Origin of the sequence: Nocardia callitridis (genome assembly GCF_039543305.1) — a bacterium.
Lineage (GTDB): Bacteria > Actinomycetota > Actinomycetes > Mycobacteriales > Mycobacteriaceae > Nocardia > Nocardia callitridis.
Window position 1 is genome coordinate 93,769 of the sequence record NZ_BAABJM010000002.1, and the last position, 14,395, is coordinate 108,163.

Here is a 14,395-nt window from a genome sequence, read left to right on the forward strand (position 1 = left end):
CTCAGACGATTCGGGGTCCGATCATCCGAGCTCGTCGGCGATGGCGCGCACCCGCAGGACGAATCGGTCGATGTCGTCGACGGTGTTGTAGACATGTGTGCTGACACGCACGGATTCCGCCTGCGCCGGGTCGCTGGGCGCCGTGGCGTTCCCGCTCGCGGGCACGCAGTGGCCGCCGGTGCGGACCATGAACCCGAATTCGCTGAGCACGAACCCGAGATCCGCCGCGGAGATCCCGTCGAGAGTGAAGGAGACGATGCCGTAGCCGACCCCGCATGCCGCGTGCGCGGGTCCGGGCAGGAATCGCAGCCGACGCACCGGGCGCAGGCCGTCCACGAGACGCACTGTGAGCGCGCGATTGTGCGCGGCGACCTTCGGCATGCCGATCGACTGCAACACGTCCAACGCACGTTCGAGTCCGAGAACGGCGGGAATGTTGGGGGTGCCGCCCTCCAGGAGTTCGGGCATCGCGCCGGGGACCAGCCCGGTGGTATCGATCCGGACCGCCGAGTTGCCGCCCGGCAGGAAAGGCAGCAGCTCGGCGTGCACGCGTCGGCGGCAGTACAAGATACCGAGCCCGGGGGCACCGAGCATCTTGTGCGCGGCGAAAACGGCGAAGTCGGCGCCGAGCGCGGTCACGTCGACGGGCACGTGACCGCCGCTCTGGCTGGCGTCGAAGCACAGCCGCACCGAGGGATCGATCCGACCGCGCAGCTGCGTCAACGTATTCAACGCGCCGAAGACGTGGTGCAGATGGCTGACGGTGAGTAGCCGGGTGCGCGGGGTGAGTTTCGCGAGGATGTCGGCGGTGTCGGCTTCGCCGGTGACTGTGGTCCGGTAGGGGACCAGGGTGATCTCCTGCCCGAAGCGGCCGAGCAATCCGCGCACCTGATGCCACGGAAAGACATTGGCGGCGTGATCGTTCGGACTGTAGAGAATCTCGTCGCCGGCGCGCAGTTCGGCCACCGCCCACGACATCGCGATCGCGTTGAGCGCGGCGGTGGCGCCGCCGGTGAAGACCACCTCGTCGGTGTGCTCGGCGCCGATGAACCGCGCGGTGCGTTCCCGTACTCGGGCGATCGCCTCGGTGAGCCCGGTGGCCCACGGGTAGGTTCCTCGGCCCGAATTGGCGGTGCGCGCACTGTGGTATCGGTCGATCGCTTCGATCACCGGCAGCGGCTTCTGGGTGGTCGCCGCGCTGTCGAGGTAGATGGTCTCGGTGCGCGCGGCGGCGAGGACGGCGGGGAACATGCCGCGAAGATCGCCGAGTGTCGCTGTCTCGGACGGAGAGTCGCGCGGCGGCACAGCATTCGCGGTACGGCCTGAGGCGGGTCCGGTCTGCGGCGCCGACCCGGCGCGCAGGTCCGTGGCTGTTGCCGGTGCGGGCTCGAGCTCCCGGTCGAAACGCGGGGTCGGGATGGCGTCGGTGCTCGCCGTGCGCACACGGGAGCGCTCTCGGGGAGACCGCACCGTCCTCGTCTCCCTTCGCCACGCATCACCACTTCGGCGACGCTGGACCCATTCCCACGATACGCATCCCGAAGCGGCCACGCGGGCAACATGTTTGAGATATGGGTAATGGCGATGCGGTGTCGGTGTGTCGCGGGGTCGGTCAGTAGCGGCCCTGCACGTACTCGACCAGGTGTTGGTGCTCGGTGGTGAGCTCGGAGATCGCGCTCTTGACGACGTCGCCGATGCTGACAAGGCCGACGAGCCGATCGCCGACGACGACGGGCAGGTGGCGGACCCGGTGTTCGGTCATGATGTTGCGCAGGCCGTCCACCTGATCGTCGAGCGCGCAGGTGCGGACATCGGCGGTCATGATCGCCGAGACCGGGGTGTGCAACAGTTCGGCGCCGCGGCTGTGCAGATGGCGCACCACGTCGCGTTCGGTCACGATCCCGGCGAGCCGGATCCCGTCCGGTGACACCACCACCGCGCCGATATTGTGCTCGGCGAGCACCCCGAGCAGGCTGGCGACCGTGGTGCCCGGCGCGACCGTGGTCACCGTGGCACCCTTACTCCGCAAAATCTCCGCAATTCGCATGTGGCACCGTCCCGAGAACGTCGTGGCATTACCAGGGTCGCAAGTTCGTACCCGAGACGACAAGCACGGACGCGTCACGCCTGCCGCGCGATTGCACCGCGTTCAGGTCACGGCGGGAACACTCACAGCGGTCGTGCGGCGTTGCGGTTCAAGTCGTGGGCCAGCAGCGCGATCGCGGCCTGCGAGATTCCCGCCGAGGTGGTGAGGTCGATCGCGGTGAGTTGGCTGATGCGCCGCAGCCGGTAGTCGACGGTATTGGGGTGGACGAACAGTTGTCGCGCGGTGAGCCTGCGGTTCATATCGGTGCCGAGATAGGCGCGCATCGTCTCGAACAGCTCGGCGTGCGCCTCCAGCGGATCGAGGATGGTCGCGATTCTGCGCGTTGCCGGGCCGCCCCGGGTGAGCTGGTATTCCACGGCCAGATCTGTCATCTGGTACAGGCCGGGCGCGCGGTCGCCGACCCGGACGAGGTTGAGTAGTTCGTGTGCCTGATCGGCCGCGTCCGGAACCTCGTCGATCCCGCTCGGCACCATCGTCGCGGTGAGTGGCACCTCGGCGGCCTTGGCGAGCAGATCGAGGGTGGCCTGGGTCATCGCCGTCGCGGCGGGGTCGGCGCCGAGCGGGATGAGGAGGGTGCCGCCCTTGGTGCTCAGCAGCGCGAGGGCGCGGGTGGCGAACACGGTCGCCAGTTCGGATTGCAGCCTGCGCAGCTTGCGCCGGGCCGCGACATTGCCGTCCACCTTGGGATCGCGCTCGTCGGGATGCTCCGGAATCGCCAGTGCCACCACCTGGTAGGACTCGGCGATCGGCATGCCCGCCTGCCGGGCCAGGGCCGAACTGCCTCGTCCGCTCAGCAGCGCCGAGGCCAGGGTCTGCGCCGCGGTCTGATGCTCTTTCGCCACCAGATGTTGTTCTTCCACATAGGAATCCGCGACCGTCGCGGTGATCACCTCGACGAGTTCCATCATCAGGTCGGCGGCAACCAGCAGCTCATCGACGTCGGTGCTCCCGGCATGTCCGGTCACCAAACCGAAAGCGATACGCAGACCTTCGTGATAGGCGCGCAGGATTGTGCTGAGCGGCACGCCTTCTCGCGACCACTGGGTCGCCGCTTCGCGAACCTCGTCGAGCTGGGTGTCATCGGGCACCGCGCGGCGGTCGAACATTTGGGCGGCCAACGCCAGGCAGCTGCGGGTGAGTTTCGTGACGTCCCCGCGCAATTGCTCGCCGGGCAGGGTGCGGCAGGGGGCGAGGCAGGTGGCGAAGTAGCCGACCATGCGTGCGGCCACGTCATCGGTGTTCGCCAGCGGTGTCGAGGCGGGTTGCCCGCCGATCTCGAGCGCCGTATCGGGCGCGCCACCGGACAGGTCCAGTGCGGAGAAGGTCATTCGGATCGCTCCATCACCACGTCGAGCGCGATGCGACTGCACTCGAATCGTTGGCTCACTATACGAAGCGGAGTCCGTTCGGCGAGGCGATCTTCGAGAGGTATTGGGAGGGTTCCACATTGCCGAGGTGCGCGGTCGTGAACAGGCACAAGCACACTGCGCTACCGCGTCGTGCGAGTTACCTTCGCCTGCGAGCGCGCACGAGGCGAACGGCCCACTGCGTCAGGTTCTTTTGGTGACTACTCGTCGTCGAGACCGGCGGAGAGATAGGCGGCGGCGGCCAGCCACTGTCGACACCGGGGGCCGTGGACCTCGTGGGCGTACAGGATGTCTCGCGCCTGCCGGTAGGTGAGTCCGCGTGGCTCGAAGCCACATTCGGACATCGGAAGCTCCGGCGTGGCGCGCGGCTGCGGTGTTCCGGCACCGGGCCCGTCGATCACGGCGACTCGGTGTGGAGTTCGGAATGGCTCACTCATTCGACCGCCCCTCGCTATGGCGTGGTGGGGAGGGTGGTGTGTCGGTGCCGCCGGAACGAACTCCGGTGCGGCCTCCCCGATTCTGAGGTCGAGTCTAAGCCGCTGTCGCTTACAGATGCAAGTACATTTGCAAGCTCGCAGACGAAATATTGCATCGAGAATCCTCGGCAACGAACTGGCGATCAGGACTGTGCTGCTTGTGATTTCGGCATGACGGTAGCCAGTGCATGGCCTTGCCGCTCGTGCGATCGCACGGGTCGATCGCGCGGGTCGATCGCGCGTGATCGCGACGTCGCGATCACGCGCGACGAACGCGGCGCCGGGGTGGAGCTATCGTCGCCGTCGCGGTGTGGCCGCCACGGCGATCGTGAAGGTCGAGTGTTCGCGAATGTTGTTGGTGCGCAGCGGGGTCGCCGTGACCACCGAGGTGCGTGCCGGTGATAGGCGGGTCCGGTCGTTGTCATCCCGTGCGCGCGTACGTACGCGCGCACGGGATGACAACGACGTCGTCGAATGTCGTGGGCGGCCGGAACGGTTCGGCGAGTGGGGATCATGCCGAGCGTCGGGGGTGGTCGGGAGGCTCGGGTGGCTCGGCCTGGTCGTGCGTGGGGGCCAGGTCGTCGACATAGGCGGAACTCCTCGGCGGCAAGCGAACCGGTGTGGTGGGCGAGCGTGCTGCGCCGAACTGTCTGGTGTGCCACGAAGATCCGCGGCCGATCCGGCGCGTTCGAGCTGTTCGTCGACGGTACAAGCCGGCGCCGCGCGGCGGGTGCGAACGGGCGGAAAACCTGATGGTCGTACCGGGAGATCCGCGACCTGTCTGGACCGGTTCGAAGGTTCGAATTGATAGCAGTGCTAGGACGAACGACGTGCTATCGTCCAATCTGTCGGTGCAGATGCAAGAACGTTTGAGCGTGCATCTGCACGAACTTCCATCCACTGACAGACCCGAACTTGAGATACGAGGAGTGGGCACGATGTCGGATACCACCGCGAACAAGGTCATCGGGGCTTGGCGCAAGAGCTCTTTCAGCAATCCGAGCGGCAACTGCGTCGAGTTCGCCGAAGCGTCGAACAACCAGGTGGCCGTGCGTAACTCGCGGGCCCCCGAGAGTGGCACGTTGTTCTACACCCGTCCCGAGATCGATGCATTCGTCCGCGGCGCGAAGGCCGGAGAGTTCGACTATTTGACTAGCTGACAGGTAGCATTGGCGATCGGTGCGGTGCGCTTCGTGACAGGTGGTCGCGACGCGCTGCGGGTAACCCCGAGTATCGGAGACGGAACTCCATGATCGCTGAAGCCGATGACGATGGCCGGACGCAATCCGTTATCGCGGAACGTGGTCCGACAGTGCTACGAATCGCGCTCGGCGGCCAGCTACGGAAACTCCGTGAAGCCAGGCGGATTACGCGTGAGGAAGCGGGCGAGGCCATTCGTGGCTCGCACGCCAAGATCAGCCGCCTGGAGTTGGGGCGCACCGGTTTCAAAGAACGCGACATCCGCGACCTGCTGACCATGTACGGCGTCTTGGACGCCGAAGAACGTGAGACGTTCCTGGATCTGGCCAGAAGGGCGAATGAGCCGGGCTGGTGGCATCGTTACAGCGACCTCCTACCCTCGTGGTTCGGCACATACCTAGGACTGGAGCAGGCCGCGAGCAAGATTCGCACCTATGAGGCGCATCTTGTGCCCGGCTTGCTCCAGACCCCCGAATATGCGAGGGCCGTCATGGCTCTCGGCTACGAAGACGCCGATATGGACCGTCGGGTGGCGGTTCGTCAACGCCGCCAAGAGATTCTGCACCGGACCGAAGCCCCCGTGGTGTGGGCGGTGATCGACGAGGCGGCGCTGCACCGCCCGGTCGGCGGGCCGAGGGTGCACCGCGAGCAGATGGAGCACCTGGTCGAACTCGCGCAGCTACCGAATGTGACCCTGCAGGTGCTGCCGTATTCCGCGGGCGAGCACGCCGCGGCGGGAAGTTCTTTCAGCATCCTGCGTTTCGCGGAGCGGGAGCTACCCGACATCGTGTACCTCGAACACCTCACCAGCGCGCTCTACCTGGACCGCAGGCAAGACCTCGCGCTGTATCTCTCCGTGATGGACCGACTGAGTGTGCAGGCCGAGCGGCCGGACCGGTCGATGGAGATCTTCAAGAAGTACGCCGAGGAAACGGCGGACTGACCACGGACGACGGCACATTCCCCTGATCGGACGCGAACATGTCGGTCGCGGCGTGCCGTGGATGTGCCGGTGACGAGAAGTTCCGTTGTCCGACCGAGCGGCGATGCGCTGCGCGCGATGGGCGGTGGTCGAATGTCTCGAAATGATCACGACGATCGGGCGTACGGCAATCGCGGCACCGGCGGGACGCGTGCGTGTCCGGCCTTCCGACTTGGACGGCCGATAACGAAGTCTTTGCGGCACGGTCGATTACCGCGGCGCCGACGAGTTCGACTATTGGCCGCGCGGATGGTCGTTGACCTGGTGAATCGCTACCTGATGAAGGTTGAGGCGATCCGCCAGAACGCCACGGGCTGCAAGGCGGAAATGTCCCAGTCCTCGGCCATCGAGTGCGCGATGGTGACGATCTGATCAATATCGAAGTCGTGTCGCGTTGCGGCGCCGGTGGATTCGACGGCGTCGACAACGAACGCGACCGCGGTCTCGCGCGAGGACGCGGTATTCGGATGGCCGATTGAGGCCGACGGTGAGTTCATATATTTACCGTTCGCTGACTGGTCGGCCGGTGCGGACCCGGCTGCTCAGCCGGTCGATCTCGGGCCTGCGTGTGCAACCGCAACCCCGAAATATGACGACAGCGAACCCACGGCTATGGCAGCCCTCGGCCCGCTCGCACGGCCTCCCCTTGGTTTCCCCTGTAAAGCGTTGCGCGACTGAGTTTATGCCGCCGTCCCACACGGTTGCAAGTACATCTGCACGGTCAATCGCAATATGGCGAGTTGGGTGTAGCGGCAGCCGTCGGCAGTGCGGGGGTGCCGCCCAGCGGGTGGTGGCGCTACGCCACCACCCGCGCGAGAGATCCGGGTCCGGGATGCGCGGGCGCCATCGCCGCCGCCGAACCCGGTGGGGTGTGTCCGCGTCGGTCAGTCGGTGTGCGACGGGCCGCCCACGCGCTCGACCGCTTCGGCGATCGGCGTTGTGCCCTCGATGAGTTCGAGGGTCAGGCTCGCGGTGGTCGACTTGGGCCGAGATCCGGCGCCGGTGTCCGAGACAGTTGTCGGCGACAGCAGTGCGACGACTACGGCCGCGACGTCGGCCCTCGACACCTCCGCGCGCCCGACAGGAGGTGCGCCGAGGGTGACCAGGCCGGTGGGCTCGGTGTCGACGAGTCGGCCGGGGCGCAGGATCGTCCAATCCAAATCCCTTGTGCGCAAGTCGGTCTCGGCCTTGGTCTTGGCGTCTATATAGGCTGCCCACACCTCGTCGGTGCCCGGTGCCGGGTCCTGCCCCGCACCCATGGCGGAGATCTGCACGAAACGAGAAACGCTCGCGCGCTCGGCGGCGTCGGCTAAACGGACCGAGCCGCCCAGGTCGACGGTGTACTTGCGTTCCGCGCTACTGCCAGGACCCGCGCCCGCCGCGAAAACGATGGCGTCGCTACCTTTCACGGCGTCGGTGAGGTCGCCGTCGGCGGCGTGCTCCAGGTCGAGGACGAGGGGTTCGGCGCCGAGCGCGGTGAGTTCGGGCGCGTGGTCGGGGTTGCGGATGAGCGCGACGGCCTGGTGGCCGTCGCGGACGAGTAGCTCGGCCGCCAATAGGGCGATCTTTCCGTGTCCACCTGCCAGGACGATGCGCATGAAGGTCTTCCTTTCGGTCGCCGAAATGTGCGGAGGTCTCCCTGCATGTCTACCCGGTGTCGCGACCGCTCGGCGCGCTCAGCGCTCGGGACCGCCGGGATTGCACAACGCGTTGACGGTCTCCTGATATCCGACGGCTGGTCTCCACGGTTCCAGGTTCCAGCTCGGCTTGTTCGGTTTCACCACACGCGCCCATTGCCAGTGGCACAGGAACTGGTCGTACATGCCGGGGGTGTCGGCATCGACGGTCGTGGAGTCGTCGACGACCTCCTGCCACGCACGGTGGACGGAGTCGGGAAAGGTGGTGTCGCGTCCCGCCTGGGTGGGGAAGACCAGCAGGCGCGGCCCGTCCACGGCGTCGGTCCATGCGGTGTGGTCGATCAACGCCATGCCTTCGAACGGGTCGACCGCGGGCGGCGCGGGCGCGACCGGCGGTGTCTGCGTCCCGAGCTCGGGTGCCGTTGTTCGGGCGGCTGTCGTGGAAGGTGTGGTGCGGGAAGGGGTTTCGTGCGCGGGGACGGTGGCCGACGCTGGTTCGGCGGTGTCGGCCGCTTCAGTGGCGCACCCCGTCGCGCAGGCAGCGACGGCGAGGACCGCTCCGATAATCCTCGGCCACTTCGCACGGTACGAAGAAGCGAGACGGTCCGGGTACCGCTGTGCCACGGATGATCCTCCTGGGTTGGTCGGTGCGGCGGAAGGTCCGGCCCCTGCTGGCCCGAGCCTAGCGACCGAGGCGGGTGTGGGCGAGCATGCGCTCGCCGCCCAGACCCCTCGTTTGTGGTGGCTTGCGGCGGAGGAGTCGGCTGACGATCATCGGTCGATGATGTGCGCACGGATCGTCGCGGGGCTGCTGGTGGTGGTGTCGGCGAGTCTGTTGCCGACGACCGCGGCGGCGCATGCGCAGCAGCCGGGAGTGGTGACGGACTCGAGTGCGATCGAAGGGCGACTGCATGTCGCGGGGGCCGCGAGCGCGACGCGGTTGACCTACTGGTCGCGGGGGCCGCGTGGCCCGATGCGCAGTACCGGTGTGGTCTACGTTCCGGAAGGCGACGCCCCGGCCGGTGGCTGGCCGATCGTCGCCTACGCGCACGGCACGGTCGGTCTCGCCGATCAGTGCGTTTTCACCATGCAGGCGCGCGATTACTACCTCGATTCGGTCTATCCGGACCTGTTGCGTGCCGGATACGCGGTGGTGGTCTCGGACTATGTCGGGCTGGGCACGGAGGGCACCCATCCGTATCTGGACGGGCCTGCGCAGGCGCGCAGCGTGGTCGACGGTGTCCGCGCGGCGCGTGCGCTGACGCCGACGCTGGGGGTGGATTGGGCGGTGGTGGGTCAGTCCCAAGGTGGGCAGAGCGCGTTGTTCACCGGAAACCTCGGGCCCGGCGACGCGAAGGAACTGCGGTTGCGCGGTGTCGCGGCGACCGGACCCGCCTCGAATCTGGAACTGCTCGTTCCGTTGGCCGGGCCGTGGATACCGCGACTACCGCTGCGCAATACGACCACCTATTTCGCCATGTTGCTGGCCGGGTTGCGGGACAACGCGCCTGAGCTGAACATCGATGGCTATCTGACACCGCTGGGTCGCCGGTCGGTCGAGCTCGCGGCGACGACGTGTATGACCGAGGCCGACGAGCAGTTGGGCGAGGTGTCGATCGGTTCGATGCTCAGCCGTCCGCTGAACGATCCCGCGCTCTTGGCCGAGACGCACCGGATGTTGCACGTACCGACCGACGGGTACTCGGTGCCCGTGTTGATCGGTCAGGGCGCCACCGATCAGGATGTGCCGGCTCCGCTCACCGCCGCATTGGCGGCGCAGCTGCGGTTGTCGGGCACGGATGTGCAGGTCGAGGTCTATCAGGGGGACCATCTGGCGACGGCGCGGGACTCGTTCGCCGATGTCCTGGTGTTTTTGCGTCGGGTGATGGGCCCGTAGGGCCGGTCGGGTTCAGGCCCAGAGCGAGCGGCAGGGTAGTCGCCGCAGTTCGGGGCGGATCTTGCCGTCGACGGTGACCGTGAGTCCCGCCTGGACGGCCGCGGAGGTGAATTCCCAGGCTTCCGCGTCGGTGGCGGCGTATTCGAGGACGAGCGTGTCGCCGGGGGTCGAGCCGTCGAAGTAGACCGTGATCCGCCGTGTCGGTGCGGGGGTGTCGTAGCGACCGGCGATCAGTTGCGCAGTGCTTTCCATGCCACCGTCTCCTTCCAAAGCTCGGTGCTTCGTTGCGCCGAATACCTGTAACGCTATGTGCACACCATCGGTGTGAACATGCTGCGTGGGATCCCTTGGAGAATTCACATGTGCTGCTCGACGAGGGTGGGGGAGTGTCACGAGGCGAAATGCGCTACGGTCACATTCCGCACATCCGAAACTTGTGAATTGCCAACAGCTTCGCTGGAGGGATTGCCGTCGGGGGCCACGACTGTCGAGGATGTTTCACAGCAACACAGCATGCGAGAGGCACTTGTTGTCATGAGTAGGGCCCACCGTTGGACGGGCAGGGGAGTGCACACCAGACGAATGATCCGCGCGGTCGGCGCGGTCACTGCGGGATTGGTGTTGATCACGACTATGGCCGGTGCCGGCAACAGCGCGCCGATCTACCCGAAACCCGACCCCGACCCGTTCTATGCCGCCCCCGCCGATCTGGCGTCGAAGCAACCGGGTGACGTGCTGGCGACGCGGGCGATGCCGCCGCTGGCGATCTTCCCCGCGACCACCGTGACCGAGGTGTTGTTCCGTTCGACCAACTCCACCGGCAAGCCGATCGCGGCGACCACCACTGTGCTGACCCCCGACGCGCATCGTCCCGACGGCCCGTTGCTGTCGTTCCAGCACATCATCAACGGTCTCGGCGCCGAGTGCTCCGTCTCGCGGGTGCTCTACACGGGGGACCCGAACCTGATCGTGCGTGAGGCGCCGGGCTGGAATGTCCTGTTGGCGCGCGGGTGGTCGGTAGCGCTGCCCGATCACCTCGGGCCGACGTTCGCCTACGGTGCGGCGAAGCTGGGTGGTCAGGTCGTGCTCGACGGCATCCGTGCGGTCAAGCAGGTCGACGAGCTGCGGGTGCGTGCGAGCCCGGTGGCGATGGTCGGTTACTCCGGTGGCGGCATGGCCACCGCGTGGGCGGCGGCCGAGCAGCCGAGCTACGCGCCGGAGTTGAAGATCGCGGGTGCCGCGATGGGCGGTGTTCCGATGAACCTGGTGAAGATGCTGGAGACGCTGGGTCTGAACTCGCATCCGGTGTTCGGGCTCGCGCTAGCGGCGGGGGTCGGCCTCGAACGCGAGTACCCCGACCGCTTTCCGCTCAGCGAGCAGCTCAATGAGCAGGGTGTTGCCGCGCGGGATCAGATGTCCAACAGTTGCACCAACGACATCATCGCCGCGGGCGCCGGTCACGGCGCGCTGGACTTCGCCAAGACGACCTCGATGATCCAGGACCCGGACGCACGGGCCGTGGTGGAGGAGAACAGCCTCGAACTCTATGACGGTGTGCCGACCATGCCGGTGTTCGAATGGCATTCGCCCATCGATGGTCTCATTCCGATCGACGCGGTGGTGAATACCGACCGGCGGTGGTGCGAGGCGGGTGCCGTGGTGCAGAGCGAGGAGATCCCGGTTCCCGACCATCTCACCGCGGCGGTGCTCGGAATTCCGATGGCGCTGGACTGGTTGGACGCGCGGTTCCGGGGCGATCCAGCGCCGAGCAACTGTCCAGCAATGCATGATAACTGAAGAATGAGCGACAACCGAGCCGAATGATATTCCCCGCGAGCGGGATTCGGCTCGGTTGTTGCGATCCGGCCACGTGTCACGTACGACTCGACGTCGACGCGGTTTTCGCGCGCAATTCGCACGTAATCTAGTTTTCTGGCCCCGGTGTCACAGGGGCCGTCGGGGGCTTGACTGCATCTCCGGGGGCCAGGCGAATCTGTCGTCGCACCCGAAGGCGTGTGCTATGAGATGCTTACGTGCCCTTGCTGTCGCGTTGCTGTTGGTGCTGGGCTGTACGGTCGGTCGTGCGGCCGCCCAGCCGCCACTTCCGCCGCCACCGATTCTGCCCGGTTTCCCACAACTTCCGCCGCTGCCAGCGCTTTCCGACCTGCTCCCACCGCCACCGCCACCGCAGGATGCTGATCCCGCTCCCGTGCCGGAGGGCCCGCTGCCGCAGTTACAGGACCTGATCGATCGGGTGATTCCACCACCGCCCATTCCCCCTGTGGCGCAGGGGACTTCGATCCCCGTGCCGGTCACCACGCCGCCGTCGCTGGCGGCCCTGCAAGAGGCGGTGCGCCCCCTCGACGTCGGTGACCCGATGTTCGACGCGTGGCCGTCGGGCCTGGCGAACTACGCCGACGGCGCCGTCATCGAGACCAGGGATGTCACTGCCACCACCGCGCCGCTGATGCTCCAACCCATCAGGCAGGCACTGCAACTGAAGTATCGAACCACCGACGCGCACGACGGCGCCTCGTTCGCGACCGCGACACTGATCGTCCCCGCCGCGTCGTGGTCGGGACCGGGCGCACGACCCGTGGTGGTGAACAACCTGCCGATCGATGCGCTCGGGCGTACCTGCACGCCGGGATATACCTTCGCGCACGGCTACAACCCGGATTCCAGTCTCACCGACTACATTCCGCCGACGACGCAGTTGGGACTGTTGCGCGGATACGCGGTGTTGATCCCCGATCACGAGGGCCCGAGGATGGCCTACGCCGAGCCGTATGTGGCGGGACACGCGGTGTTGGATTCGATTCGCGCGGTGCGTGGCTTGCTGCCGGAGGAATTCGGCGCGAGCAGCTACGGCATGACCGGGTACTCCGGTGGTGCGATCGCGACCAACGGCGCGGTGAAGCTGATCGGTAGTTACGCACCGGAATTGGCGCCGTTGATCGTCGGTGCCGCGGTCGGCGGCGTCCCCGCCGACTTCGAATTGTTGACCCACAGCATGAATGCCAACCTCGCCTCGGCGGTGTTCATGGCGGCGACATTCGGCATCGGCAGGGAGCGCCCGGAGATTCTCGGTCAGATGAACAATCTGGCGCAGTGGATCGCCACCTCGCCCGCACGTAACCTGTGCGGCAACACCTTCGGTTTGGCCGGGGTGCTGATGTTGCCCATCGATGTGGCCGCCAACGCGCCGGATCCACTGAATTCCCCGGTCGCCGAGGATATTTATCACGTGACGAAAATGGCGGGCATGAAGTCGGCGACTCCGCTCTACATCTACAACGGTGAGCAGGAGTTCTGGATCCCCGCGGCCGGAGCGCGCGGCCTGTATCACGAACAGTGTGAGCTCGGTGTGCCTTCGGTGTATCGCAGTGTGCCCGGCGAGCACCTGATCGCCGGTGGGCTCGGCTATCCGGAGGCGATGACGTGGTTGGACCAGCGATTGCAGGGGGTGCCCGCGCCGAACGAATGCTGAGTCGGGCGGGCAATCTCCTCGACTATGAGGATTGACCTAGATCGTCGGCGTCGGTTGTTGCGCAGCCCAGACTTCGGCGGCGGGCACCGTGTCGGATGTCGGTCGTGGATACGGTGAGTCGCGTCCCGCGGGGGAGGGGCTCACTATATTCGCGAAAGAGGCACATGAACAGCATGACTACCACCGCATCCGAACAAGCACAGGCACTGGTGGGGCGCCACTATCGCGCCACCGACCATTACGAGGTCGGCCGGGAGAAGATTCGCGAATTCGCCAGGGCGGTCCAGGACGGTCATCCTGCGCATCGCACCGAGTCCGCCGCGCAGGACCTCGGGTACGACGCCTTGATCGCGCCGACGACTTTCGCATCGATCCTATGGGTTCTGGTGCAGCACAACATGTTCGAGTCGGTGCTCACCGGCTACGACATCAGTCAGATCTTGCAGACCGAGCAGTCGATCAAGCTGCATCGCCCGATCACCGCCGGTGACCGGATCCAATGCGATTCGGTGGTCGAATCCTTTCGCCAGTTCGGCGACAAGGACTTCATGGTGGTGAAGAACGTGCTGAGCAATCAGCACAAGGAGCTGCTGCAGACCGCGCACACGACGGTGGTGGCGCAGACGGGAGCCGAGGTCGCCGACGCGGTCGAGGAAGCGGTGGACGGTGTGATCATGAGCGGCCAGTCGCTGGCCGCTCGCTCGCAGGCCGAGAGTTGCCGCGACGAACCGTCGATTGTCGAGTGCTTCGACGAGGTGATTCCGGACAATGTCGTCGACGAGACGCAGTCGCGCACGCCGCGCACCATCCCGGCGTTCGAGGAACTGACCGTCGGTATGGAATTGCCGGTGAGTGAGGCCAGGGTTTCGCGCGGTGACCTGGTGAATTACGCAGGGGTATCGGGAGATTCGAACCCGATCCACTTCAGCGACAAGGTGGCCGCGGCGGTGGGCCTGCCGGATGTGGTCGCGCACGGTCTGCTGACGATGGGACTCGGCGCATCGTATCTGTCGCGATGGCTCGGCGACCCCGCGGCGATCACCGAATATGGTGTGCGGTTCGCGGGCTTCGCGCCCGTTCCCGCCGCGGCGCACAGCGGTGTCGAGTTTCGTGGGCGGGTGAAATCCCTCGACGCCGAGCAACGCAGCGCGACCATCGCGTTGACGGGTACCTGCGCGGGCAGGAAGCTGTTCGGTCGCGCCACCGCCGTTGTGCAGCTGCGCTGAGGTCGGCCGCGCC

The 14,395-nt window shown here is 66.5% G+C and carries 14 protein-coding genes; 6 read left to right on the plus strand and 8 right to left on the minus strand.

The features are described from left to right. Nucleotides 1-21: 21 nt before the first annotated feature. The 4 genes from ABEA50_RS09235 to ABEA50_RS09250 form a co-directional block, all read right to left on the minus strand. The gene (locus tag ABEA50_RS09235) at nt 22-1,470 is read right to left on the minus strand and encodes an aminotransferase class V-fold PLP-dependent enzyme (RefSeq protein ID WP_345494816.1); all 1,449 of its coding nucleotides are present in this window, start codon (nt 1,468-1,470) and stop codon (nt 22-24) included. 142 nt (nt 1,471-1,612) lie between these two features. After that, nucleotides 1,613-2,047: a CBS domain-containing protein gene (locus ABEA50_RS09240; protein ID WP_345494817.1), complete on the minus strand. Its 435-nt coding sequence runs from the start codon at nt 2,045-2,047 to the stop codon at nt 1,613-1,615. Between the two features lie 122 nt (nt 2,048-2,169). After that, the gene (locus tag ABEA50_RS09245) at nt 2,170-3,435 is read right to left on the minus strand and encodes a PucR family transcriptional regulator (RefSeq protein WP_345494818.1); all 1,266 of its coding nucleotides are present in this window, start codon (nt 3,433-3,435) and stop codon (nt 2,170-2,172) included. Nucleotides 3,436-3,674: 239 nt separating this feature from the next. Continuing rightward, nucleotides 3,675-3,911 (minus strand): hypothetical protein, encoded by a 237-nt coding sequence (locus tag ABEA50_RS09250; RefSeq protein WP_345494819.1) that lies wholly within the window; start codon nt 3,909-3,911, stop codon nt 3,675-3,677. A 977-nt stretch (nt 3,912-4,888) separates the two neighbouring features. Here ABEA50_RS09250 and ABEA50_RS09255 point away from each other — a divergent pair. Beyond that, the gene (locus ABEA50_RS09255) at nt 4,889-5,110 is read left to right on the plus strand and encodes a DUF397 domain-containing protein (protein ID WP_345494820.1); all 222 of its coding nucleotides are present in this window, start codon (nt 4,889-4,891) and stop codon (nt 5,108-5,110) included. 89 nt (nt 5,111-5,199) lie between these two features. After that, nucleotides 5,200-6,093, plus strand: coding sequence for a helix-turn-helix domain-containing protein (locus ABEA50_RS09260; RefSeq protein ID WP_345494821.1), 894 nt, complete (start codon nt 5,200-5,202; stop codon nt 6,091-6,093). 311 nt (nt 6,094-6,404) lie between these two features. Here the strand turns inward: ABEA50_RS09260 and ABEA50_RS09265 are convergent, their stop codons facing one another. The 3 genes from ABEA50_RS09265 to ABEA50_RS09275 form a co-directional block, all read right to left on the minus strand. Continuing rightward, entirely contained in the window at nt 6,405-6,629 is a 225-nt protein-coding gene (locus ABEA50_RS09265; RefSeq protein WP_345494822.1) for a hypothetical protein, read from the minus strand. 387 nt (nt 6,630-7,016) lie between these two features. Beyond that, a complete protein-coding gene (locus ABEA50_RS09270; RefSeq protein WP_345494823.1) occupies nt 7,017-7,730 on the minus strand; it encodes an NAD(P)-binding oxidoreductase in 714 nt (237 codons plus the stop codon). A 78-nt stretch (nt 7,731-7,808) separates the two neighbouring features. After that, nucleotides 7,809-8,393: a DUF2599 domain-containing protein gene (locus tag ABEA50_RS09275; RefSeq protein WP_345494824.1), complete on the minus strand. Its 585-nt coding sequence runs from the start codon at nt 8,391-8,393 to the stop codon at nt 7,809-7,811. Between the two features lie 157 nt (nt 8,394-8,550). Here ABEA50_RS09275 and ABEA50_RS09280 point away from each other — a divergent pair, with 157 nt between their 5' ends. After that, nucleotides 8,551-9,666, plus strand: a complete 1,116-nt coding sequence (locus ABEA50_RS09280; protein WP_345494825.1) for a lipase family protein — start codon at nt 8,551-8,553, stop codon at nt 9,664-9,666. A 12-nt stretch (nt 9,667-9,678) separates the two neighbouring features. Here ABEA50_RS09280 and ABEA50_RS09285 read toward each other — a convergent pair whose 3' ends face one another. Beyond that, entirely contained in the window at nt 9,679-9,918 is a 240-nt protein-coding gene (locus ABEA50_RS09285; protein ID WP_345494826.1) for a hypothetical protein, read from the minus strand. Nucleotides 9,919-10,248: 330 nt separating this feature from the next. On the opposite strand from ABEA50_RS09285, the gene ABEA50_RS09290 reads away from it, so the two are divergent. The 3 genes from ABEA50_RS09290 (at nt 10,249) to ABEA50_RS09300 (ending at nt 14,382) form a co-directional block, all read left to right on the plus strand. Beyond that, the gene (locus ABEA50_RS09290) at nt 10,249-11,463 is read left to right on the plus strand and encodes a lipase family protein (protein ID WP_425577633.1); all 1,215 of its coding nucleotides are present in this window, start codon (nt 10,249-10,251) and stop codon (nt 11,461-11,463) included. 223 nt (nt 11,464-11,686) lie between these two features. After that, on the plus strand, nt 11,687-13,156 hold the full coding sequence (locus ABEA50_RS09295; RefSeq protein WP_345494828.1) for a lipase family protein: 1,470 nt from the start codon (nt 11,687-11,689) through the stop codon (nt 13,154-13,156). 164 nt (nt 13,157-13,320) lie between these two features. Beyond that, nucleotides 13,321-14,382, plus strand: coding sequence for a fused (3R)-hydroxyacyl-ACP dehydratase subunits HadA/HadB (locus ABEA50_RS09300; RefSeq protein ID WP_345494829.1), 1,062 nt, complete (start codon nt 13,321-13,323; stop codon nt 14,380-14,382). The last annotated feature ends 13 nt before the right edge of the window (nt 14,383-14,395 follow it).